This window comes from Streptomyces sp. NPDC005574 (assembly GCF_040605435.1).
Classification (GTDB): domain Bacteria; phylum Actinomycetota; class Actinomycetes; order Streptomycetales; family Streptomycetaceae; genus Streptomyces.
In genome coordinates this window covers 49,846-71,255 of the sequence record NZ_JBEXCW010000041.1, presented here as the reverse complement: position 1 = coordinate 71,255, position 21,410 = coordinate 49,846, and the positions used below count along the sequence as shown (strand labels likewise).

Here is a 21,410-nt window from a genome sequence, read left to right as displayed (position 1 = left end):
ACCCGAGTACATCCAGTACGCGGGCGATGCTCCGCCTTGCGACGCACCGCACCGGACGCCGCGAGCTTCCCGGCAAACCCTTCCGGTCACGGCACCAGGCGGGTTCGGGGCCCGGTCCTCCGACGGGGCCCCGAAGGTGGTCACTTGAGCTTGGCGGACTGGGCCTCCAGGACGGCGGCCGGCACGTCGTAGGCCTTCTTGGAGATCATCGCGCCGAAGTTGATCGTGTAGTACGACGCGATGGTGTTGCCGTGCCGCACGACCTCGCCGTGCAACGGGGCGGTGTCGCCGTCCTCCATGGCGCCGGTCGCGGCGAAGGCCACCGACGCGTCCCCCGCACCCGAGGGCTTCTCCGCGGAGACCTCGGTGAACTTCTGCTTCTCCCCGTCGGCGGTGGCCGTGAAGCCGCCCGCGCAGGCGGCGACCGCGTCGGAGACGCTCCCCATCACCTTCTCGGCGCCGTCACCGTCGTAGGAGGACAGGGCGACCGTGGTGACGGTCAGGCTGAAGGAGTCGGTGAGAGCGTCCTCGACGTCCTGACCGGACGCGTCGTCCACCGATGTGGAGGCCGCGGCCGAGGGCTTCGGCTTCTCGGTGGCCGTGCGCGCGGTCTCCGCCGCTGCGTCGCCCGGGGCGAGGCCGCTGAGGACGTACAACAGCGGTAGGCACTTGTCGTTGTCCGCCTTGACGGCGCTCCTGGACGGGCCGCCCTTCGCCGCCGCCACCCGGTACCCGGCCACGTCGCCCGGAGCGATGATCAGCTTCTTCAACTCGGCGGCGCCGAGCGCCTTCGCGGCACCGGCCGGCCGGCCGGAGGCCGAACTCCCGGCGGCCCCGGCGCTGTCGGCGCCCTCCGCGCCGCCTCCGCCGTTCGAGCTACCGCCGCATCCCGTGATGAGGGCGAGCGACAGCACGCTCACAGCCGCCGTGGCGGCCGCACGAACCCTCGATGATCTCTTCATGGACGGACTATGAGGTCCAAGTCAAGGAATCGTCAAGCAACTTAAAAGCCGAGGCGTTCCCGGCGCACCGAGTACACGACGAACCCGGCGCCCAGGGTCAGGAAGAGGGTGCCGCCGACGACGTACGGCGTGGTGTCGAAGCTGCCGGTGTCGGCCAGCCGGGGACCGGCCGCCGCCTCTCCGGCGCCCGTTGAAGCGGCCCGCGCCTGCGTCGTGACGGCGGGGGTGACATGGGTGGTGACCTGCGCGGACGGGGTCGCCGAGGATGCCGTTCTCGCCGGTTGGTCCCCGGTCGCGTTCGCGGACGGGACGAACCACAGGGCACCCAGCAGGGTGGCCGCGGCGGTGGCGGTCAGCAGTGGACGGCGAGCGGATGACACGGAATATCGATCCCCTTGTGGTGCTGGCGAATTGGCCGTGTGGGCCGATGGTAGTGAAAGGCGCGGGTCACGGGAAAGTCACGGGAGCCACGGGCCGTACGCTCCGCTCATGAGCACTGAAGAGACATCACGTTTTGTACGGCTTCGCGTGGAACTCGTCGTCGAGGTCGAGGACGAGGGCGCGCTGACCAAGGCCGCGCTGCGGCGCATCGCGGGTGACACCGATATGCCGGCCGATGAGCGGGTACACGCCGAAAGTGCTGTGACGGAAGACACCGCGGAGGCCCTGGCCTACCTCGTCGACCCGTTCGACCTGGTCAGCGAGGTGCCGGGGATCGAACTCGCGCAGGCTTCCTGGAGCAGCGAACAGATCGACTACGACCCGGATTCGCCGGACTGGGATCTCGACGGGGATGATGGCGACGAGTACGACGAGGACGCACCCGGCGAAGACCGGGCCGGCTGACGCGTCCGGGAGGTTCGTGACCCCGGGCGGCAACCGCCGGCCGGGGTTTCGTCGTCTCAGGGGGCGCACGGACCGAGATCCGCACCACCCGCCCCGGCGGACGTGGTGTGCCCCACACATGCGGGGAATGTGGAACGGGACGTACCGGTCGGAGCGTTGAGGTCTTGTCAACGGGGCTCGGGCTTTTTTGGGGAAATCGGCAACGATGGAGAAGCGTGTGATGACGGACAGTAAGCGGCGCAGGGGCCTGACGGTCGCGTCCGCACTGCTCGGTGGTGTGCTGGTGCTCTCGGCGTGCTCCAGCGGCTCCGACGCCTCAGGGGACGACGGAGGCAAGGACACCTCGCAGGCCAAGGTCGACGAGGCGGCTGCCAAGAAGACCTCCGAGGCCCAGATCAAGATCACGCCGAAGGACGGCTCGACCAACGCCTCCATCAACAACTCGGCGACCGTCACCGTGAGCAAGGGCTCCCTCACCCAGGTGGCGATGACGACCGCCGACGGCAAGGCCGTCGCGGGCGAGATATCCGCGGACAAGGCCAGCTGGAAGCCCAGCACCCAGCTGGAGCGCTCGACCACCTACAAGGTGACCGCGACCGCCAAGGACGCCGACGGCCGCGCCGCCCACGAGAACGGCACGTTCACCACGGTCTCCCCGAGCAACAGCTTCATCGGCAACTTCTCGCCGGAGGACGGGTCCACCGTCGGTGTCGGTTACCCCGTGTCGATCAACTTCGACAAGGCCATCACCAACAAGGCGGCCGTCCAGAAGGGCGTCACCGTCACCTCCAGCAGCGGCCAGGAGGTCGTCTGCCACTGGTTCAGCGCCAACCGCATGGACTGCCGGCCCGACGAGTACTGGAAGGAGAACTCCACCGTCACGCTGAAGCTCGCGCTCGACGGTGTCGAGGGCGCCTCCGGTGTCTACGGCGTGCAGCAGAAGACAGTCACCTTCAAGACCGGCCGCAACCAGGTCTCCTACGTCGACGCGAAGACCAAGCAGATGAAGGTCACGCAGGACGGCAAGACCATCAAGACCATCCCGATCTCCGCCGGTTCGCCGGACAACACGACCTACGAGGGTCAGATGGTGATGTCGGAGAAGTTCAAGGAGACGCGCATGAACGGCGCGACCGTGGGCTTCACCGACGACGACGGCAAGGGCGAGTACGACATCAAGGACGTGCCGCACGCCATCCGCCTGACCAACTCCGGCACCTTCGTGCACGGCAACTACTGGGGCGCCAAGTCCATCTTCGGCAGCGTCAACACCAGCCACGGCTGCGTGGGCCTGTCGGACACCAAGGGCGCCAACGACCCGGACACGGCCGCCTCCTGGTTCTACAACCACTCGATCCTCGGTGACGTGGTGGTCGTGAAGAACACCGGTGACAAGACGGTCGCGCCGGACAACGGCCTCAACGGCTGGAACATGGACTGGGCGCAGTGGAAGGCCGGTTCGGCCGTCTGACGTCCGCTCCGGTCCCCTTTCCGGACCGGTTTCCCACGGTTTTCCGATGCCGCCCTCTCAGGGGCGGCATCGGTGTTTCCGGGGTCGTCCACAGCCTTCTCATCGTTCTCTTATGCCGGGCTTATCGAAGCATCACGGTGCCTGCCTAGCTTTCGGCCATGTTCTTCACCTACCTGAGGCGCGAACTGCGCCGCCGTAGAAAAGCGGCCCTCGTCGTCGCCTCCGGACTCGCGCTGGGCATCGCGCTGGTCATCGTGGTCAGCTCCGTGTCGTCCGGCATGGGCAAGGCCCAGGACAAGGTCCTCCAGTCGCTGTACGGCCTGGGCACCGACATGACGGTCACCAAGGCCGCCCAGCCCCAGGCGAGCAGCTCGGACCGTCCGCGCTTCCAGTTCGACGCGCAGGCCGACGGCTCCGACAAGGAACAGAGCACCGACCGCGTCATGGTGCAGGGCTTCCAGACGCTGTCCGCCGCGACCGTCGGCAAGGTCGGCACCCAGTCCGGCGTGTCCGACGCGGTCGGCGGCCTGAGCCTGACGGTCCTCAAGGTCAGCGGCCAGTTCACCCGGGGCCAGTTCCAGCAGAACGGCAACGCCGGCGGCGGGCAGGGCGCCCCGGGCGGCAACGGCGGCGGCACCGGCCAGCCGCAGGGCGAAGTGCGGGGCGGCGGTGCCAACTTCGACGTCAACAACTACTCCGTCTTCGGCACCGACGTCACCCGGCCCGCCCTCGGCCCGCTGACCTCGTCGAAGATCACCAGCGGCCGTACGTTCACGACGAAGGAGACCGACGCCAAGGTCGCCGTCCTCGACTCGGCGTACGCCAAGGAGAAGAAGCTCAAGCTCGGCGGCACCGTCACCGTCAAGGGCGTGAAGTACAAGGTCATCGGCATCGCGACCGCCGACAGCGGTGACGCGGCCGCCAACGTCTACATCCCGCTCCGGCAGGCGCAGACGCTCAGCGACTCGAAGAACAAGGTCACCACGATCTACGTCAAGGCGGCCGACTCGCAGAAGATCGACGCCGTCAAGTCCACCATCCAGAAGAACATCTCGGGGACGACGGTCACCACCTCCGCCGACCTCGCGGACACCGTCTCCGGCTCCCTGTCCACCGCCTCCAGCCTCGCCACCAACGTCGGCAAGTGGCTGTCCATCGCGGTGCTCGTGGCCGCGTTCCTGGTCGCCGGCCTGCTCACCTCCTCGGCGGTCTCCCGCCGGGTGCGCGAGTTCGGCACGCTCAAGGCGCTGGGCTGGAAGTCGGGCCGCGTCACCCGGCAGGTCGTCGGCGAGGCCATCGTCAACGGCCTGGTCGGCGGCGCCCTCGGCATCGCGCTCGGCCTGGCCGGCGCCTATGTCGTCACCGCCATCAGCCCCACCCTCCAGGCCCAGCTGGGCGGCGGCACGGGCGGCGGAGCGGGCGGCCCCGGCGGCTTCGGCGGCCCGGGCCGGCAGGCCGCGGCCAAGACGCTCGACGTCGCGCTCACCGCACCCGTCAGCGTCACCACCATCGGTGTCGCGGTCGGCCTCGCGGTGGCCGGTGGACTGATCGCCGGTGCCTTCGGCGGCTGGCGCGCCTCCCGGCTGCGGCCCGCGGACGCCCTGCGCCGCGTCGAGTAGCAGCGCCCCCGCCCGGCCCGGGGCCCGTCGCGATCTGCCGACGGGCCCCGAACCCCTTCACGTATCCCAGGAGTTGGACCATGTACGAACTCAGAGGCGTCACCAAGCGCTACGCGCGGGGCAAGGAGACCGTCGACGCGCTCGCCGGTGTCGACCTGACCATCGCGGACGGCGACCGGCTCGTCATCCAGGGCCCCACCGGCGGCGGCAAGTCCACGCTGCTGCAGATGCTCGGCGGCCTCGACCGGCCGACCGCGGGCGAGGTCGTCCTCGACGGCACCGACCTCGCGAAACTCTCCGAGGCCAAGCTCACCCGGGTGCGCAGCGAGAACATCGGCTTCGTCTTCCAGAGCTTCAACCTGATCCCGACGCTCACCGCGCAGGAGAACGTCGAGACCGCCCTCGTACCACTCGGGGTGAAGGGCAGGGACCGGCGTGAGCGGGCCGCGGAGGCGCTGCGGTCGGTCGGCCTCGGTGAGCGGCTCGGGCACCTGCCGGGCGAGATGTCGGGTGGTCAGCAGCAGCGGGTGGCCATCGCGCGGGCGCTGGTGAAGCAGCCGAAGGTCCTGCTCTGCGACGAACCCACGGGAAATCTCGACGAGTCGATGCGCGACGAGATCATGGACGTGCTGGAGCGCATGTGGAAGGAGTTCGGGCTCACTTTCATCATGGTCACCCACGATTCGGCGATCGCGAAGAAGGCCCCGCGTCTCGCGACGATCCGCAAGGGAAAGATCACGGTGAAGGAGAACGCGACGAACGCGTAACAAGGTGCCGTTGGCAGGCACCTGTCTATTGAGGTCGGTGATCACCCCCCGGCATACTGCGTGTTCCGGGGGGTGCGCGTACACGCGTGCGAAAGCTCCCCCGGCCGGGTGAATAAGGGGAATGTCGCCCGGTACTTCCACGAGGGGGAGTTTTGCGCAGACAAGTGAAAAAGGCATGCGCGGCCACGATCGCCACGGCGGCCGCCGTGGCCCTGGCGGCGGGCATGACCAGCCCGGCGTCGGCGAAGGCCGAGCAGGCGAGTGCTCCGAAGGCTCAACTCACGTCGAAGCACCGCCTCACCCTGATCACCGGTGACCGCGTCGTGCTCGACACCAAGGGCCGGGTCGTCGGCCTGGAGCCCGCCAAGGGGCGCGAGCACATACCCGTCCAGACCCACAGGGCCGACGGACACACCTACGTCATACCGGCCGACGTCGCCCGTATGGTCGCGAACGGCAAGCTCGACGAGCGCCTGTTCGACGTCACCGAGCTCGACAAGGCCGCCACCCGCACGTCCCAGAAGCACGGTCTGAAGGTCATCGTCGGCTACAGCGGCGCCGCCTCGGCCACCAAGTCCGACGTCCGGGACGCGGGCAAGCTCCGCACGAACCTCAAGTCCCTGAACGCGGACGCCATCCAGACGCCGAAGCAGGACGCGCCCGAGCTGTGGGACGCGGTCACCAACGGCGACAAGACGGCCTCCGGCATCGCGCACGTCTGGCTCGACGGCGTCCGCAAGGCCAGCCTCGACAAGTCCGTGCCGCAGATCGGCGCCCCCACCGCGTGGGCCGCCGGCTACGACGGCAAGGGCGTCAAGATCGCCGTCCTGGACACCGGCATCGACGCGACCCACCCGGACCTCAAGGACCAGGTGATCGCGGCCAAGAACTTCTCCACCTCCGCCGACGCGACCGACAAGTTCGGCCACGGCACGCACGTCGCCTCCATCGCCGCCGGCACCGGCGCGAAGTCGGGCGGCAAGTACAAGGGCGTGGCGCCGGGCGCGAAGCTGCTCAACGGCAAGGTCCTGAGCGACGACGGCTACGGCGACGACTCGCAGATCCTCGCGGGCATGGAGTGGGCGGCCGAGCAGGGCGCCGACGTCGTCAACCTCAGCCTCGGCGGCGGCGACACCCCGGAGATCGACCCGCTGGAAGCCGAGGTCAACAAGCTCTCGGAGACCAAGGGCATCCTGTTCGCCATCGCCGCCGGCAACGACGGCGACTTCGGCGAGCAGACCATCGGCTCCCCGGGTAGCGCGGCCGCGGCCCTGACCGTCGGCGCGGTCGACGACAAGGACAAGCTGGCCTCCTTCTCCAGCCGCGGTCCCGGCCTCGACGGGCAGATCAAGCCCGACGTGACCGCGCCCGGCGTGGACATCACCGCGGCGGCCGCCCCGGGCAGCCTCATCGACCAGGAGGTCGGGGAGAAGCCGCCGGGCTATCTCACGATCTCCGGCACGTCGATGGCGACCCCGCACGTGGCGGGCGCGGCGGCGATCCTCAAGCAGGAGCACCCGGACTGGACGTACGCCGAGCTGAAGGGCGCGCTGACCGGCTCCGCGAAGGGCGGCAAGTACACGCCGTTCGAGCAGGGTTCGGGCCGCATCCAGGTCGACAAGGCCATCAAGCAGTCCGTGATCGCCGACCCCTCGTCGGTGAGCTTCGGACTCCAGCAGTGGCCGCACACCGACGACACGCCGGTCGCCAAGCAGCTGACGTACCGCAACCTCGGTACCGAGGACGTGACGCTGAAGCTGGCGGTGGCCGCCACCGACCCGAAGGGTCAGGCCGCTCCGGCCGGCTTCTTCAAGCTGGGCGCCACCACGGTGACGGTCCCGGCGGGCGGCAAGGCCTCCGTCGACCTGACCGCCAACACCAAGCTGGGCGGCACCACCGACGGCGCGTACTCCGCGTACGTGACCGCGACGGGCGCCGGCCAGACCGTGCGCACGGCGGCCGCGGTGCAGCGCGAGGTGGAGTCGTACGACGTCACGCTGAAGTTCCTCGACCGTGAGGGCAAGCCGGCGCAGTACTACGACGCCGACCTGGAAGGCGTCTCCGGTCTCGCCAAGGAGAAGTCCTTCTCCCCGTACGACGCCGACGGCACCGTCACCGTTCGCGTGCCCCGCGGCGGCTACGTCCTCAACAGCAGCCTCTACGTGGACCCGGCGGACTTCAGCAAGGGCGCCGACTGGCTGGCCCGTCCGAAGCTGAGCGTCACGAAGAACACGACGCTCACGCTGGACGCGCGCATCGCCAAGCCGGTCGACATCACCGTTCCGGACGCGGCGGCCAAGTCGGAGTTCGCGTCGCCCGAGTTCTCGATCGACACGCCCGACCTCGGGATGAGCTTCGGCTGGTTCCTGGATTCCTACGCCAACTTCCGCACGGCGCACCTCGGTCCGCAGGTCACCGACGGCTCGCTGAGCCAGCAGTGGGACAGCCACTGGAGCAGCGGCGCGGCCAAGGAGTACGACACCACGACCGGCGCCGCGGTCAAGCAGCTCGCCACCGGCTACACCAAGCACTACAAGGCGAGCGACTTCGCCAAGGTGAAGGTCGGCATGGGCTCCGGGGCCGGCGGCAAGAAGGGCTCGGTCTCCGCGACCGGCTGGCTGCCCGGGAGCTTCGGCGCGTCGTCCATGGGTATTCCGCAGGTCATCCCCGGCACCCGGACGCTGTACCTGTCCACGGCCGGCGGCGTGAAGTGGGGCCTGGACTTCGAGCAGTCGGGCGGTGTCGACCCGGACGGCTTCCCGATCTCCGAGGCGTACTACACGCTCGGCGCCTCGCAGACCTTCAAGGCGGGCCAGACCTACTCGAAGACGTTCAACACGGCCGTGTTCGGACCGCACCTCAACTCCGACTTCGGCATCTACCGCGACGGCAACAGCATCTCCGGCTACATCCCGCTGTTCGCCGACGGCAAGACCCACGCGGGTTCCTCCGACTTCACCTCGGTCACCTCGACCCTGTACCGCAACGGCACCAAGGTCGGCTCCAACGACGACCCGCTGTTCGGTGAGAAGGAGTTCAAGGTCCCGTCGGGCGACGCCGCGTACAAGCTGACGACGTCGGTCAAGCGCAGCGTCAGGATCGCGGCGGCCTCCACCCGCGTCGACACGAGCTTCACGTTCCGCTCGAAGAAGACCGCGGACATGGTGAAGCTGCCCGTCTCCGTCGCCCGCTTCGCGGCGACCACCGGCCTGGACAACCGGGTCGAGGCCGGCAAGACGGTCACGTTCCCGGTCGTCGTCGAGGGCGCGGCCAAGGGCAGCAACCTCAAGTCGCTCGCGGTGTACGTGTCCTACGACTACGGCCAGACCTGGAAGAAGGTCACCGTGGTCAACGGCAAGATCAAGGTCAAGAACCCGGCGAAGGGGAAGGCCATCTCCTTCCACGCGAAGATCGCCGACAAGAAGGGCAACAAGTCGACGGTCTCGATCTACAACGCCTACTACGGCAAGTAGGACGACCGCCGCGGGGCGCAGACCCCGCGACGGTCGGTAGGCCGTGAGCGAACGGCCCACCGGAGGTACCGCCTCCGGTGGGCCGTTCGTGTTTGTGTGAACCCATGACCACACACACCGTCGAGTACATCCGCTACCGCATCCCCGAGGACCGCTCGGCGGAGTTCCTCGCCGCCTACACCCGGGCCGGCGCGCTGCTCGCGGCGGCGCCCGAGTGTCTCGACTACGAGCTGGCGCGCAGCGAGGAGGACTTCCAGCACTTCATCCTGCGGATCACCTGGACGTCGAGCGAGGCCCACCTGGAGGGCTTCCGGAAGTCGGAACTGTTCGACGACTTCCTCGCCGAGATCCGCCCCTACACCGGCGACATCGAGGAGATGCGCCACTACAAGCCGACGGCCGTGCGGGGGACGGGCTCGGCCGTACCGACCCTCTACGACTGGGCGGGCGGCGCCGAGGCGTTCACCCGGCTCACCGCAGTCTTCTACGAGAAGGTCCTGCGCGACGATCTGCTGGCCCCCGTGTTCGAGGGTCTGGCCGCCGAGCACGCGGCGCATGTCGCGCTCTGGCTCGGCGAGGTCTTCGGCGGGCCTACCGCCTACTCGGAGACCCAGGGCGGCCACGGCCACATGGTCGCCAAGCACGTCGGCAAGAACATCACCGAGGCGCAGCGCCGCCGCTGGGTCGAGCTGATCCAGGACGCGGCGGACGAGGCCGGCCTGCCGGCCGACGCCGAGTTCCGCTCGGCGTTCCTGGCCTACGTGGAGTGGGGCACCCGGCTCGCGGTCCACTTCTCCGGCCCCGGGGCGACACCCCCGGCGGAACAGCCGGTGCCGAGGTGGACCTGGGGGGCCATGCCGCCGTACCGGGGATGACCCGGGCCGCGGACGGTGCCGTCACGCCGACGGCGCCGGCCTGCCCGTCCCCGACCGGGTGGCGTCCGCGCCCCAGCTCGCCAGCAGCCGCAGCGCCTCCGCCGAGGGCGAGGACGGCTCCGCGTGGTAGATCAGCATGCTCTGCTCGCCGTCGTCGGGCAGCCGGAACGACTCGAACCGCAGGGCCAGTTCACCCACCAGGGGATGGTGCAGCAGCTTGACGCCGTGACTCTTCTCCTTGACGTCGTGCGTGGCCCACAGCCGCCGGAACTCCTCGCTCTTCACGGAGAGTTCGCCCACCAGGGCGGACAGCCGCGGGTCGTCCGGATGGCAGCCCGCGTCCATGCGCAGCGCGCACACGATGTCGATCGCCTTCTGCTCCCAGTCCACGAACAGGTCGCGGTACTCGGGGCGCAGGAAGACGAGCCGCGCCCAGTTGCGCTCCGCGGGCGGCAGCTCCGACCAGTCGCCGAAGACCGCGGCCGCCATCCGGTTCCACGCCAGGATCTCGGTGCGCCTGCCCACGACGTACGACGGGACGCCGTCCATCGTGTCCAGCAGTTGCCGCAGCGAGGTGCGCACCTGCTGGGGCCGCGCCGAGGACTTCTTCTTGTGCTGCTTGGGCTTCGCGAGGTGGGTGAGGTGCGCGTGCTCGGCGTCGCTGAGCCGCAGCGCGCGGGCGATCGAGTCGAGCACCTCCGCCGACACGTTCCGCCCGTTGCCCTGCTCCAGGCGCGTGTAGTACGCCACCGACACCCCGGCGAGCTGCGCGAGCTCCTCCCGGCGCAGCCCCGGCACCCGGCGGTGCCGCCCGAAGCCGTGCAGCCCGACGTCCTCCGGCTTGAGCCGGGCCCGCCGGGTGCGCAGGAACTCGCTGAGCTCGGCGCGCCGGTCCAGGGCCGTGCCGGTGTTCGCGGGCTCGGACAGGGGGGCGGGCGTTTCGTCCATACGTCCAGTATTCACGGTCGTACGTCCACGAGCCTGACCCCGCCGGTGGTAGGCACAGCGAACGTAGGCAGAGGCGTGGGCTGGGTGAAGTCCGGTACTTCGGGCAGGCTGGACGGCGTGCCCGGAACAGAGCAGTAGGCAGCCGGGCACGCATTCCGTAACCCCCTAGGAGACCCCCGGCATGACCACCGTCGCCGCGTACGCCGCCCCCGCCGCCAAGGCTCCGCTGGAGCGCACCACGATCGAGCGCCGTCCGGTCGGCGAATTCGACGTCCTGATCGACGTCAAGTTCGCCGGCATCTGCCACTCCGACATCCACCAGGCCCGCGAGGGCTGGGGCGAGGCGATCTTCCCGATGGTCCCCGGCCACGAGATCGCCGGCATCGTGACCGAGGTCGGTTCCGGTGTCACGAAGTTCAAGGTCGGTGACCGCGCGGGCGTCGGCTGCCTGGTCGACTCCTGCCGTGAGTGCGACAACTGCAAGGCCGGCCTGGAGCAGTACTGCACCGTCGGCGGCGTCGGCACCTACAACGCCGTCGGCAAGGACGGCGAGCCCACCTACGGCGGCTACTCCGAGAAGATAGTCGTCGACGAGAACTACACCCTGCACATCCCCGAGGGCCTGAAGCTGGAGGAGGCCGCGCCGCTGCTGTGCGCCGGCATCACCACGTACTCCCCGCTGAAGCACTGGAACGCCGGCCCCGGCAAGAAGGTCGCCATCCTCGGCATGGGCGGCCTCGGCCACATGGGCGTCAAGATCGCCCACGCGCTGGGCGCCGAGGTCACCGTGCTCTCGCAGTCGCTGCGCAAGAAGGAGGACGGCCTCAAGCTGGGCGCCGACCACTACTACGCCACCAGCGACCCGGAGACCTTCAAGGAACTGCGCGGCACCTTCGACCTGATCCTGTCGACGGTCTCCGCCCCGCTCAACCTGGACCAGTTCCTGGCCCTGCTCAGGACGGACGGCGCCTTCGTGAACGTCGGCGCGCCCGAGGAGCCCGTCGCCCTCAACCTGTTCTCCGTGATCGGCGGCCGCAAGACCCTCGCCGGCTCCGGTATCGGCGGCATCCAGGAGACCCAGGAGATGCTGGACTTCTGCGCCGAGCACGGCTTCGGTGCCGAGATCGAGCTGATCAGCGCCTCCGAGATCAACGAGGCGTACGAGCGGGTGCTCGCCAGCGACGTCCGCTACCGCTTCGTCATCGACACGGCGACGATCTGACACCCCCGTCCCGAAGCCCGGGCCCCGACGGCGTGCGCGCCGCCGGGCCCCGGGCTTTCGGCACGGCGCCCCGCGCGCCGTCACCCGCCCCGGCGATACGGGCGGCCATCGCCTGCTTCTCCCCGCCCCTGCCCCTGCCCCGGCTGTACGGCGGCCACCGCCTGCTTCTCCGCGCCCCTGCCCCGGCTGTACGGCGGCCACCGCCCGCGTGTCCCCGCCCCTGTCCAGGCCCCGGCAGGTTCGGGTCCCCGACCGGGATCTTCAGCGGGGTCGGCGCTCAGCTGTCGTCGCGGGGGCCGAGCCACGCGGGCCGACCGGCTCGGGAGCCGTGACGGGACGGCCGCCGACCGCGAAGGTCTCACCGGCCCGGTAGGACCGTACGAGCACCTCACCTCGCGCACCGGGCGCGGGCCGGACGGAGTGCGCGCGCCCCCGGCCGTGGACGCGGGCGAGCCGGCCGCGGGCGTCCACCTCGACCATGGTGTTCTCGTCGACGGCGACACCGTGCGGGAGGGCGTCCCGGACGACGGCGGTGATCAGCCGGGGCAGGGTCCCCCACTGCGCCGCGTGCACGTCCACGGTGAACGGCACGCGCCCGAGACCGGTCCGCACCTCGACCTCCGCCAGATCCTCAGCCGTGTCCTCGGGACACACCGCGACCCCGCCGGCCAGCCAGCCCCCGACCAGCGCCCGGTCCGCCGCCACGGCGGCGCCGGCCGAGAAACCGGCGTACGGCAGGTCCCGCGCGGCGAGACAAGGCGGCAGCCCGCCGCCCAGCACCTCCTGGTACGCGGGTGTCAGCCCGCCGCAGACGAGGAGGCCGTCCAGGCTGTCCGCCCCGGCGCCGAGCCGCTCGCCGAACTCTTCGCCGAGCGGCACGAGCAGCGGCACGGGCGTGCAGTCCGCGTCGACGGACCGCAGCACGGCGGCGTACCGGGCGAACTGCTCGGCCCCGTCGCCCTCGTCGACGATCAGGCACCCGATCCGGGGCGCGACCCCGGCGGCCCGCAGGAACGGGCCGTGGACGGCTCCGGCGGCGCCCGGGTCCCACCCGCCACCGACCAGGAACGTACGGCTGCCCGTCGGCACCGCGGTCGGTTCGCTCGCGTCCGGGTCCGGCCGCCCGGCCGTCAACTCCGCCGCCCGCGGAGTCCGGTGATTCCGTCGTAGGCGGCCATCACGAGTTCCAGTCCCCGGGTGTCACCGGCGGGTTCGCGCATCTGGTTGGTCACGTACGCCACGGCCATCCTGTTGTCGGGCTCGATCATGACCAGGGAGCCGCCCCAGCCGCCCCAGCCGTAGGTGGTGCCGAACAGCCCGTAGCCCATACCCCAGCGGACCGGCATCCCGAGGACGCGGTCCTCGCCCTGGAACTGCTCCTCCCACGCGCGGTCCACCCCCGCCGGTGACAGCAGCCGGACCCCGCGCACCGCTCCCGCGCACGCCGTCACCGACTGCACGAGGGCGACCGAGCGGGCGTTGCCGAACCCGCTCGCGGCCGGGATCTGGGCCCGCCGCCAGGCCACCGAGTTGCCGTCCCGGACACGGAGGGTGAGGGGGTCGGTGGCCGCGGCGCCGCCGGTGGGGCGGCCGGGGGCGCCGGCGGCGTAGTCCTCGGTCCGCGACGGGGGCGGGACCGTGAGCGCCACCCGGGGGTCGTGCTCGGCGGCCAGCCCGATGTGGAAGTCGGCGCCCAGCGGCCCGGCCACCTCGTCCGCGAAGAAGTCCCCGACACCGCGGCCGGTGATCCGGCGCAGGACCTCACCCACCAGGAACCCCTGGGTGAGGGAGTGGTAGCCGGCGGCACTGCCCGGCTCCCAGTGCGGAGCCTGGGCGGCCAGGCGGGCCGTGGCGGTGGGCCAGTCGAAGACGTCCCCGACCGTCATCGGCCCCTCGAAGTGGGGCAGGCCCGCGGTGTGCGAGAGCAGGTGCCGCACCAGGACGCCGTCCTTGCCCGCGGCGGTGAACTCCGGCCAGTACCGCCCGACCGGGGCGTCGAGGTCGAGTTCGCCGCGGTCGGCCAGGATCAGCGCGCACAGCGCCGTCATCGTCTTGGTGACGGAGAAGACGTTGACGATCGTGTCCCGCTGCCACGCGCGGGTGCGGTCCGCGTCGGCGAAGCCGCCCCAGACGTCGACCACCGGCTCGCCGTCCACGAAGACCGCGACCGAGCCGCCCGCGTCCCCCTCGTCCAGCAGCGCGGCCAGTGCGCGCGGCACCGCCGAGAACAGTTCGTCGTACGAGCCCTGGATGTCGGCCATGGGAGGTATTCAGCCCCTGCCCGACATCCGGGGCAAGCGAATTTCCGGGCCCCGCCGGCCCCGGCGGGGGAGCGGCTACCCCTTGACGAAGTCCAGCAGCGCCGGGTTGACGACCTCCGGATGCGTCCAGGCGATGTTGTGCGGGCCTCCCCGCACGGTCACGAAGGTGAGGTCCTTGATCAGTTCGGGCAGCCGCGCGGCGGTGCTCTCGTAGGGCAGGATCCGGTCGGCGTCCCCGTGGATGAGGAGGGTCGGCACGTCGATCTTGGGGAGGTCCTGGCGGAAGTCGGTCAGCCAGGTGTCCACACACGCGTAGGCGGCGTGCGCCGAGGCCGCGACGGCCGTGTTGAAGCTGTTGTTCCACGCCTGGTCGCTGATGCGGGTGCCGCGGTAGGTGTCGACGTTGTAGAAGTTGTCGAGGAAGTCCTTGAAGTAGGCCGGCCGGTCCTTGACGACGGCTTCCTTGATGCCGTCGAACACCGACCGGTCGACGCCCTCCGGGTTGTCGTCGGTCTTCAGCAGGAACGGCGGGATCGCCCCCATAAGCACCGCCTTGCTCACCCGCCCCGACCCGTACGTGCCCAGGTAGCGCGTGACTTCACCGGTCCCCATGGAGAACCCGCACAGGATCACGTCGGGCAGGGCCAGCTGGTCGAGGAGCGCGTTGAGGTCCGCGGCGAACGTGTCGTAGTCGTAACCGATCGTCGGCTGGCTGGAGTTGCCGAAGCCCCTGCGGTCGTAGGTGATGACCCGGAAGCCGGCGTTCAGCAGCTCCCGCTCCTGCTTCTCCCAGGAGTGCCCGTTCAGCGGGTAACCGTGGACCAGCACGACGGGCTGTCCGCTGCCGTGGTCCTCGTAGTAGATGTCGATCGGAGTGCCGTTCTCCTGGCCCACGTTCACGATGGCCATGCTCCACCTCAGTTCTCGTTCGCTGCCCCGTTCCCGGCCGTGTCGCGCCGGCGACCCACGTCGCCGGCCGGAAGCAGCACATTCATCCATGAATGCACCGAACGGGTGATTTCGCTACCGGGGTGGGCGTCGGCCCCGCGAGTGCACGCCGGCCTGCCCGTCCGCCTGCCCTGAAGTCCCTCGCCAGACCGGAACCCCCCGGCGATACTCCCTGCTCATGGACGGCTCATGGGCGCTCACGGGCGACCTGCGGGCGGCTCACGGGCGCGAGGCTCCCCACCGGGAGACGCGTGCCGCCCGCCCGCACCGCTCACACCGGCGAACCCGTGCCGCGCGCACCGGACCGCCCGTCCCGCCCGCACCGGGAGGTTCACGGCGCCCGCGTCCCCTTCGCGACCCGTGACCCGTCCGCCGCGCCCCCACCCCGCGACCTCATGCAGAAGACCTTCTGGAGACCCACCCCATGAAACTCACCACGCGTCTCACCCTCACGACCGCGGCCCTCGCCACGGCGGCCGTCGCCACGCTCTCGGGCGCGACGGCCGCGACGGCCGGCCAGGCCGCCGCGCAGCCCGCCCACATCGGCGTCGAGGTCCCCGCCGCGCTCAAGGTTCCCGACGGCAACCGGCTCACCGGCGTCTACTCCGCCGAGGGCGTCCAGACCTACACCTGCGCCGACGGCGCCTGGAAGCTGCTGGAGCCCGCCGCCACCCTGTGGGCCAGGAACGACCGCTCCCACCGGCCCGTCGCCCTCCACTCCCGCGGCCCGGTCTGGGTGTCCACGCGGGACGGCAGCGCCGTCAACGCCACCGCCGTAGCCAACTCGCCCAAGGCCGGCACCATCCCCGAGCTCCTGCTCCGGTCCACCGCCACCCGCGGCGAGGGCACCTTCGCCGACGTCTCCTACATCCAGCGCCTCGGCACCCACGGCGGTGTCGCCCCCACGACCGCGTGCGCGGGCACCGACCAGACCGCCGTCCCGTACTCGGCGACGTACGTCTTCTACAAGCCCGCGAAGTGACGCGGTAGCCGCGCCGGACCCCGTGGTCCGACAAAGCGGACGTGTCGCCCGCCCCCGGGCTCCCGGCCCTCCGTTAAGCTCGCGCCGCCACACAGGTTCGAACTTGACGGAGGGCGTGACGGCGAGGATCAATCGAGAGCGCCTCGTCAGGACGCTGACGTTCTGGCTGCGTCCTGCGTTCGCCCTGCGTGTCGTCAACCGCTTCCAGAAGATCGTCGGGTTCGACCGCTCGATGGCCCTGGCCTCCAGCGCGCTCACCGCGGTGATCCCCCTGGCCATCCTCAGCGGAGCCGTCCTCGGCGACGCCGTGCACTACGACCCCGCGCAGCGGATCATCAAGCGCTACCACCTCACCGGCGCGGGGGCCGACGCCGTCGACTCACTCTTCGCCCCCGCGAAGGACACGACCGCCGGCGTGGGCGTCTTCGGGTTCGTGTTCCTGACGATCTCCGTGCTGAGCTTCGCGCGCGCCACCCAGCGGCTCTTCGAGCAGACCTGGGAACTCAAGCCCCTCAGTGTGCGCAACACCCGCAACGGCCTGTACTGGACCCTCGCCCTGGTCGCCTACACGGTGATCGCGGGCTGGATCGCGGCGGTCCTCGGCGGCCACACGGTACGGCTGGTCGCCCTCGCCTGCCAGCTCCCGGTGACCGCCGTGTTCCTCGTCTGGAGCGGGTGGATCCTGTCCGCGAAACGGATCGCCTGGCGCCACCTGATCCCCTTCGGCGTCACCGCCGCCGTGCTGGCGGCGGCCTGGTCCGTGGCCGCGACCGTCTACCTGCCGCGCGTCTTCAACTCCTCCGTCGCGCGCTACGGGGTCGTCGGCGCCGTCTTCGCGCTGATCTCGGCCCTGTTCACCGCGATGCTCGGGCTGGTCGCGTCGGCGGCGCTCGGACGCGAGGTGCGGGACGAACTGAGCCGCATCCGGCAGGGACTGCGCCCCTCCGACAACGAGGTCCGCCGCCAGTGGGACACCCTGGTCGAACAGACCGGCTCGCGCTGGCGCAAGGTCCGGGCCCAGGCGTCCTACCGCCGGGGCAGGAACGGGGGCGGCGACGCGGGCGGGGGCGGGGGCGGGGGCGGGGGCGCGGACAAGGGTGCGGACCGCTAGTCGGCCGTACGGCCGTCGGGCCGTCATCGGGCGGTCGGTGACCGGTCGCCGACCGGTCACCGAAGGCCGGCGGGTCCCGCCCTCCACCCCACCCGCCGCATTTTCCCCGTGCACGAACCTTGACGCTCTCGGAGACGCACACTTAGCTTCGGAGCGATTTAAACGATTCAAAACCGTAGGCCACTTGAGGGCCCACTCCGTGCTGCCCTCCGGGAGAGTGAACCAGACGCATGAACGACCACTCCGCAGCTCACCCGAGACCGGGCTTCCGCCGTCGTGCGCTGCTGGGTGCCGCGATGGCGACGGCCGCCGCCGGGGCGCTCGACTGGGGCGTACCCGCCGTCGCCGTGGCGGACGCCGCGACCTCCACCGGCATTGAACGTTTCAATGCGGCGATCTTCGCCCGGCCGGAACGAGCCGCGGCCCCCAGGTTCCGCTGGTGGTGGCCGGACGGACTGGTGCAGCCGGACGAGATCAGGCGCGAGATCGACCAGATCGCGGACGCCGGGTTCGGCGGCGCGGAGATCGCCGCCGTGCACCACAGCGTCAGCGACACCTCCGTCCTCGACACCGCCAAGCACGGCTGGGGCGGCGCGGCCTGGGTCGCCGGCGTCGAGGCCGCCCTGAGCCAGGCGGCCCGGCGCGGAATCACCGTCGACCTGACGATCGGCCCCAGCTGGCCGGCCGCGGTGCCGGGCATCACCCCCGACAGCGACGCGGCCGTCAAGGAACTCGCCTACGGCACCGTCACGTTGGCCGCCGGCAGCACCTGGTCCGGCCCGGTGCCGGCCCCCGTGTACGCGGCGGCCTCCCAGGTGACCGAGCAGCACCTGCTGCTGGTGCAGGCGGCCCGGGTCGACACCGCCCACTCCACCCGCAAGGAGACCGGCCTCGACCAGGACTCCGTGCGGGACCTGACCGCCGACGTCAGGGACGGCACCCTCAACTGGACCGCGCCCGGCGACGGCACGTACGTCCTCATCTCGTACTGGGTCCGCGGTTCGGGCCAGACCCCCGAGGCGGGCCCGCACACCGACCCGCCCGCCTACGTCGTCGACCACTTCAGCGCGGCCGGCACCCGCGCGGTGACCGACTTCTGGGAAGCGCACATCCTCACGCCCGCCGTCCGCCGTCTGCTGAAGGTCTCCGGCGGAGCGCTGTTCGAGGACTCCATCGAGCTGGAGACCGACGGACTCCAGTGGACGCCGGGCCTGCCGGAGGCGTTCGAGCGGCACACCGGGCGCTCCCTGCTGCCACTGCTGCCCGCCGTGATCCTCGGCCACAGCAACCAGGTCTTCGCCTTCGAGGCCGCCGCCACCCGGCAGATCCGGCACGACTTCTGGGAGACCGTCTCCGGCCTCTTCAACGAGCACCACGTCACGGCGCTGCGCACCTGGGCCCACCGACTCGGCCTGGAGCTGCGCTCGCAGCCGTACGGCCTGCAGACCGACGCCATCGCCTCCGCCGCGCTCCTGGACATACCCGAAGGGGAGTCCCTCGGCTTCAAGAACCTCGACGACTACCGCTGCCTGGCGGGCGGCCGGGACATGGCCGGCCACACCGTGCTGTCCTGCGAGGCGGGCGCGTACGCGGGCGGGGCGTACAGCACCACCTGGCAGAAGTTCCTGCGCACCATGGGCGGGGCCTACGCCGCGGGCGTCAACCAGACCGTCATCCACGGCTTCTCCTACGCCGAGCTGCCGGGCGTCAAGTGGCCCGGCTACGCCGCCTTCACCCCGTACAAGGGGACCGCGGGCTACGGCGAGTCCTGGGGTCCCCGGCACGCCACCTGGAAGCACGTCCCCGACATCGCCGCCTGCCTCAGCCGCGTGCACGAGGTCCTCCGGACCGGGCGGCCCCGCGCGGACGTCGCGGTCTTCCGGCAGACCGGTTACTCCGCCACCGGCATCGGCGCCTCCTGGTTCACGGCGAGCGGCATCACCTCCGGCTGGACCCACCAGTTCCTCAGCGGCCCCCTGCTCGACCTGCCCTCGGCGACCGTGCGCCGCGGACGGCTCGCCCCCGGCGGGCCCGCCTACAAGGCCCTCTTCGTCGAGGGCGACTTCTTCTACGGCTCCAGCATCACCCTCGCCCTCTCCGACGCCCGCGCCCTGCTGCGGCTGGCCCGGGCGGGCCTGCCAGTCGTCATGCTCGGGGCCTGGGACACCGTCGTACCGTCCGGCCTGCCCGGGACCGGGGAGGCCGAGGAGCTGCGGTCCGTCGTCGGCCGGTTGCTCGCCGAGCCGCTGGTCCGGCAGGTGAGCGACAAGACGGCCGTACCCACGGCTCTCGCCGACCTGGGCGTGACGCCCGACGTCCGGTACGCGACCTCCTCCACCCTCCTCAACTTCCACCGGGTGGCCGACGGCGTCGACTACTACTACCTCTGCAACGGCAAGCACGCCGAGACCGTCAAGCCGGCCGTGGCGGCCATCGACCACGACGTCACCCTGACCCGCACCACCGCCGGGGCCGTGCCGTACCTCCTCGACCCGTGGTCCGGCCGGATCGAACGCGTCGGCCGCTACACCGAGGACGACGACACCGTCACCGTGCGCGTCGCCCTCCAGCCGGGCCAGATGCGGATCGTGGCGCTCGGCCGGCCCGGTCTGTTCGGCGACCGCGACGGCAACCGCCCGCACGCGGTCGCGAGCGAGGCGGAGGAGGTGCGCTTCACCGGGTCCGGCCTCACCGTCCGCGCCTCCGCGTCCGGCACGTACCGGACCGTCCTGTCTCAGGGACGCACCGTCACCACGACCCTGCGGGACGTCCCCGCCGCCACCGAGCCGACCTCCTGGCACCTGCACGTCGAGGACTGGCGCCCCGGCACCACGGCCACGGGCACCACGATCGTGGAGCACGACCTCGACCTGGACGCCCTGCTGCCCTGGTCGCAGATCCCCGAACTCGCCGACGTCTCCGGCATCGGCCGCTACCGCACCACCGTCACCCTCGGCGAAGGCTGGAGCGGCGGCCACGGCGCCCACCTCGAACTCGGCACGGTCACCGACACCTGCCGGGTCACCGTCAACGGCCACCGCCTGGACCCGGTGGACCAGATCCACCCCGTGGTGGACCTCGGCGGCCTGCTGAAGCAGGGCCGCAACATCATCGAGATCGAGGTCGCCACCCCCCTCGCCAACCGCCTCCGCACCACCGACCCCACGGTCTACGGCACCCTGACCCGAGCGCCCTACGGCCTCCAGGGCCCCGTCCGCCTGGTGCCGTACGGGGAGGACCGGATCGCGTGAAGGGCCACCCTGAGCGACCCGAACGCCGGCCGCCCGCCCGGTCGGCCGGGCCTGGAATCGCCGGGGCCCCTCGTGCGTTGAGGGGGGTGGGCCCGAGGGTGGCGGTGTGTGCGCCGGGTGGCCCGGATGATCGAGCTGACTTATGGAGGAGGGCCGATGGCTGCGCAGACGCAGAGGGCCGTGCTGGCGGGCGGATGCTTCTGGGGGATGGAGGATCTGATCCGCCGGCTCCCGGGAGTGGAGGCGACCCGGGTCGGATACACCGGGGGTGACGTGCCGAACGCGACGTACCGCAACCACGGCACGCACGCGGAGGCCATCGAGATCCTCTTCGACCCCGAGCAGACCGACTACCGCGCGATCCTGGAGTTCTTCTTCCAGATCCACGACCCGAGCACCAAGAACCGTCAGGGCAACGACATCGGTCTCAGCTACCGCTCGGCGATCTACTACGTGGACGACGAGCAGAAGCGGGTCGCCGAGGACACCATCGCCGACGTGGACGCCTCCGGACTGTGGCCGGGCAAGGTCGTCACCGAGGTGGAGCCCGTCGGTCCCTTCTGGGAGGCCGAGCCGGAGCACCAGGACTACCTGCTGCGATACCCGGACGGCTACACCTGCCACTTCCCCCGCCCGGGATGGCGGCTGCCCGCCCGCGCGGAGGGCTGACGCCG

At 71.0% G+C, this 21,410-nt stretch carries 17 protein-coding genes; 11 read left to right on the top strand and 6 right to left on the bottom strand.

The annotated features are described in order from the left end of the window. Positions 1–140 precede the first annotated feature (140 nt). Positions 141–962 (bottom strand): hypothetical protein, encoded by an 822-nt coding sequence (locus ABZT03_RS24840; RefSeq protein ID WP_356042728.1) that lies wholly within the window; start codon positions 960–962, stop codon positions 141–143. 41 nt (positions 963–1,003) lie between these two features. Beyond that, positions 1,004–1,342 (bottom strand): hypothetical protein, encoded by a 339-nt coding sequence (locus ABZT03_RS24835; protein WP_356042726.1) that lies wholly within the window; start codon positions 1,340–1,342, stop codon positions 1,004–1,006. A gap of 109 nt (positions 1,343–1,451) precedes the next feature. Here ABZT03_RS24835 and ABZT03_RS24830 point away from each other — a divergent pair, with 109 nt between their 5' ends. From ABZT03_RS24830 to ABZT03_RS24805, 6 genes are all read left to right on the top strand, one after another. Continuing rightward, positions 1,452–1,808, top strand: coding sequence for a hypothetical protein (locus ABZT03_RS24830; protein WP_356042724.1), 357 nt, complete (start codon positions 1,452–1,454; stop codon positions 1,806–1,808). Positions 1,809–2,028: 220 nt separating this feature from the next. Beyond that, positions 2,029–3,279 (top strand): Ig-like domain-containing protein, encoded by a 1,251-nt coding sequence (locus ABZT03_RS24825; protein ID WP_356042722.1) that lies wholly within the window; start codon positions 2,029–2,031, stop codon positions 3,277–3,279. A gap of 158 nt (positions 3,280–3,437) precedes the next feature. Beyond that, positions 3,438–4,898, top strand: coding sequence for an ABC transporter permease (locus ABZT03_RS24820; RefSeq protein WP_356042720.1), 1,461 nt, complete (start codon positions 3,438–3,440; stop codon positions 4,896–4,898). An 80-nt stretch (positions 4,899–4,978) separates the two neighbouring features. Beyond that, positions 4,979–5,665: an ABC transporter ATP-binding protein gene (locus tag ABZT03_RS24815; RefSeq protein ID WP_356042718.1), complete on the top strand. Its 687-nt coding sequence runs from the start codon at positions 4,979–4,981 to the stop codon at positions 5,663–5,665. Positions 5,666–5,829: 164 nt separating this feature from the next. Continuing rightward, positions 5,830–9,138 (top strand): S8 family peptidase, encoded by a 3,309-nt coding sequence (locus tag ABZT03_RS24810; RefSeq protein WP_356042716.1) that lies wholly within the window; start codon positions 5,830–5,832, stop codon positions 9,136–9,138. A gap of 104 nt (positions 9,139–9,242) precedes the next feature. Then, positions 9,243–10,013 (top strand): antibiotic biosynthesis monooxygenase, encoded by a 771-nt coding sequence (locus tag ABZT03_RS24805; protein WP_356042714.1) that lies wholly within the window; start codon positions 9,243–9,245, stop codon positions 10,011–10,013. 21 nt (positions 10,014–10,034) lie between these two features. On the opposite strand, the gene ABZT03_RS24800 is transcribed toward ABZT03_RS24805, so the two are convergent. After that, the gene (locus tag ABZT03_RS24800) at positions 10,035–10,961 is read right to left on the bottom strand and encodes a helix-turn-helix transcriptional regulator (protein ID WP_356042712.1); all 927 of its coding nucleotides are present in this window, start codon (positions 10,959–10,961) and stop codon (positions 10,035–10,037) included. Between the two features lie 181 nt (positions 10,962–11,142). Here ABZT03_RS24800 and ABZT03_RS24795 point away from each other — a divergent pair, with 181 nt between their 5' ends. Further along, positions 11,143–12,183: an NAD(P)-dependent alcohol dehydrogenase gene (locus tag ABZT03_RS24795; RefSeq protein ID WP_356042710.1), complete on the top strand. Its 1,041-nt coding sequence runs from the start codon at positions 11,143–11,145 to the stop codon at positions 12,181–12,183. A 261-nt stretch (positions 12,184–12,444) separates the two neighbouring features. Here the strand turns inward: ABZT03_RS24795 and ABZT03_RS24790 are convergent, their stop codons facing one another. From ABZT03_RS24790 to ABZT03_RS24780, 3 genes are all read right to left on the bottom strand, one after another. Then, positions 12,445–13,317 carry a hypothetical protein gene (locus tag ABZT03_RS24790; protein WP_356042708.1) on the bottom strand — a complete coding sequence of 291 codons (873 nt, stop codon included), beginning with the start codon at positions 13,315–13,317 and terminating at the stop codon, positions 12,445–12,447. Further along, on the bottom strand, positions 13,314–14,444 hold the full coding sequence (locus tag ABZT03_RS24785; protein ID WP_356042707.1) for a serine hydrolase domain-containing protein: 1,131 nt from the start codon (positions 14,442–14,444) through the stop codon (positions 13,314–13,316). Before ABZT03_RS24785 ends, ABZT03_RS24790 begins: the two co-directional genes overlap by 4 nt. A 75-nt stretch (positions 14,445–14,519) precedes the next feature. After that, positions 14,520–15,353 carry an alpha/beta hydrolase gene (locus ABZT03_RS24780; RefSeq protein WP_356042705.1) on the bottom strand — a complete coding sequence of 278 codons (834 nt, stop codon included), beginning with the start codon at positions 15,351–15,353 and terminating at the stop codon, positions 14,520–14,522. A gap of 463 nt (positions 15,354–15,816) precedes the next feature. On the opposite strand from ABZT03_RS24780, the gene ABZT03_RS24775 reads away from it, so the two are divergent. The 4 genes from ABZT03_RS24775 to msrA all read left to right on the top strand — a co-directional run bounded on the left by ABZT03_RS24775 (position 15,817) and on the right by msrA (position 21,405). Then, positions 15,817–16,374 (top strand): DUF3455 domain-containing protein, encoded by a 558-nt coding sequence (locus ABZT03_RS24775; RefSeq protein WP_356042703.1) that lies wholly within the window; start codon positions 15,817–15,819, stop codon positions 16,372–16,374. 115 nt (positions 16,375–16,489) lie between these two features. Then, positions 16,490–17,485 carry a YhjD/YihY/BrkB family envelope integrity protein gene (locus ABZT03_RS24770; RefSeq protein WP_356042701.1) on the top strand — a complete coding sequence of 332 codons (996 nt, stop codon included), beginning with the start codon at positions 16,490–16,492 and terminating at the stop codon, positions 17,483–17,485. A 230-nt stretch (positions 17,486–17,715) separates the two neighbouring features. Continuing rightward, positions 17,716–20,736, top strand: coding sequence for a glycosyl hydrolase (locus ABZT03_RS24765; protein ID WP_356042700.1), 3,021 nt, complete (start codon positions 17,716–17,718; stop codon positions 20,734–20,736). 156 nt (positions 20,737–20,892) lie between these two features. Beyond that, positions 20,893–21,405: a peptide-methionine (S)-S-oxide reductase MsrA gene (msrA, locus tag ABZT03_RS24760; RefSeq protein WP_356042699.1), complete on the top strand. Its 513-nt coding sequence runs from the start codon at positions 20,893–20,895 to the stop codon at positions 21,403–21,405. The last annotated feature ends 5 nt before the right edge of the window (positions 21,406–21,410 follow it).

Excerpts from the sequence above, each read along its gene's own strand:
- ABZT03_RS24840 (WP_356042728.1), bottom strand. The coding sequence starts at position 962 with ATGAAGAGATCATCGAGGGTTCGTGCGGCCGCCACGGCGGCTGTGAGC.
- ABZT03_RS24830 (WP_356042724.1), top strand. The coding sequence starts at position 1,452 with ATGAGCACTGAAGAGACATCACGTTTTGTACGGCTTCGCGTGGAACTC.
- ABZT03_RS24825 (WP_356042722.1), top strand. The coding sequence starts at position 2,029 with ATGACGGACAGTAAGCGGCGCAGGGGCCTGACGGTCGCGTCCGCACTG.
- ABZT03_RS24820 (WP_356042720.1), top strand. The coding sequence starts at position 3,438 with ATGTTCTTCACCTACCTGAGGCGCGAACTGCGCCGCCGTAGAAAAGCG.
- ABZT03_RS24815 (WP_356042718.1), top strand. The coding sequence starts at position 4,979 with ATGTACGAACTCAGAGGCGTCACCAAGCGCTACGCGCGGGGCAAGGAG.
- ABZT03_RS24805 (WP_356042714.1), top strand. The coding sequence starts at position 9,243 with ATGACCACACACACCGTCGAGTACATCCGCTACCGCATCCCCGAGGAC.
- ABZT03_RS24800 (WP_356042712.1), bottom strand. The coding sequence starts at position 10,961 with ATGGACGAAACGCCCGCCCCCCTGTCCGAGCCCGCGAACACCGGCACG.
- ABZT03_RS24795 (WP_356042710.1), top strand. The coding sequence starts at position 11,143 with ATGACCACCGTCGCCGCGTACGCCGCCCCCGCCGCCAAGGCTCCGCTG.
- ABZT03_RS24785 (WP_356042707.1), bottom strand. The coding sequence starts at position 14,444 with ATGGCCGACATCCAGGGCTCGTACGACGAACTGTTCTCGGCGGTGCCG.
- ABZT03_RS24780 (WP_356042705.1), bottom strand. The coding sequence starts at position 15,353 with ATGGCCATCGTGAACGTGGGCCAGGAGAACGGCACTCCGATCGACATC.
- ABZT03_RS24775 (WP_356042703.1), top strand. The coding sequence starts at position 15,817 with ATGAAACTCACCACGCGTCTCACCCTCACGACCGCGGCCCTCGCCACG.
- ABZT03_RS24765 (WP_356042700.1), top strand. The coding sequence starts at position 17,716 with ATGAACGACCACTCCGCAGCTCACCCGAGACCGGGCTTCCGCCGTCGT.
- msrA (WP_356042699.1), top strand. The coding sequence starts at position 20,893 with ATGGCTGCGCAGACGCAGAGGGCCGTGCTGGCGGGCGGATGCTTCTGG.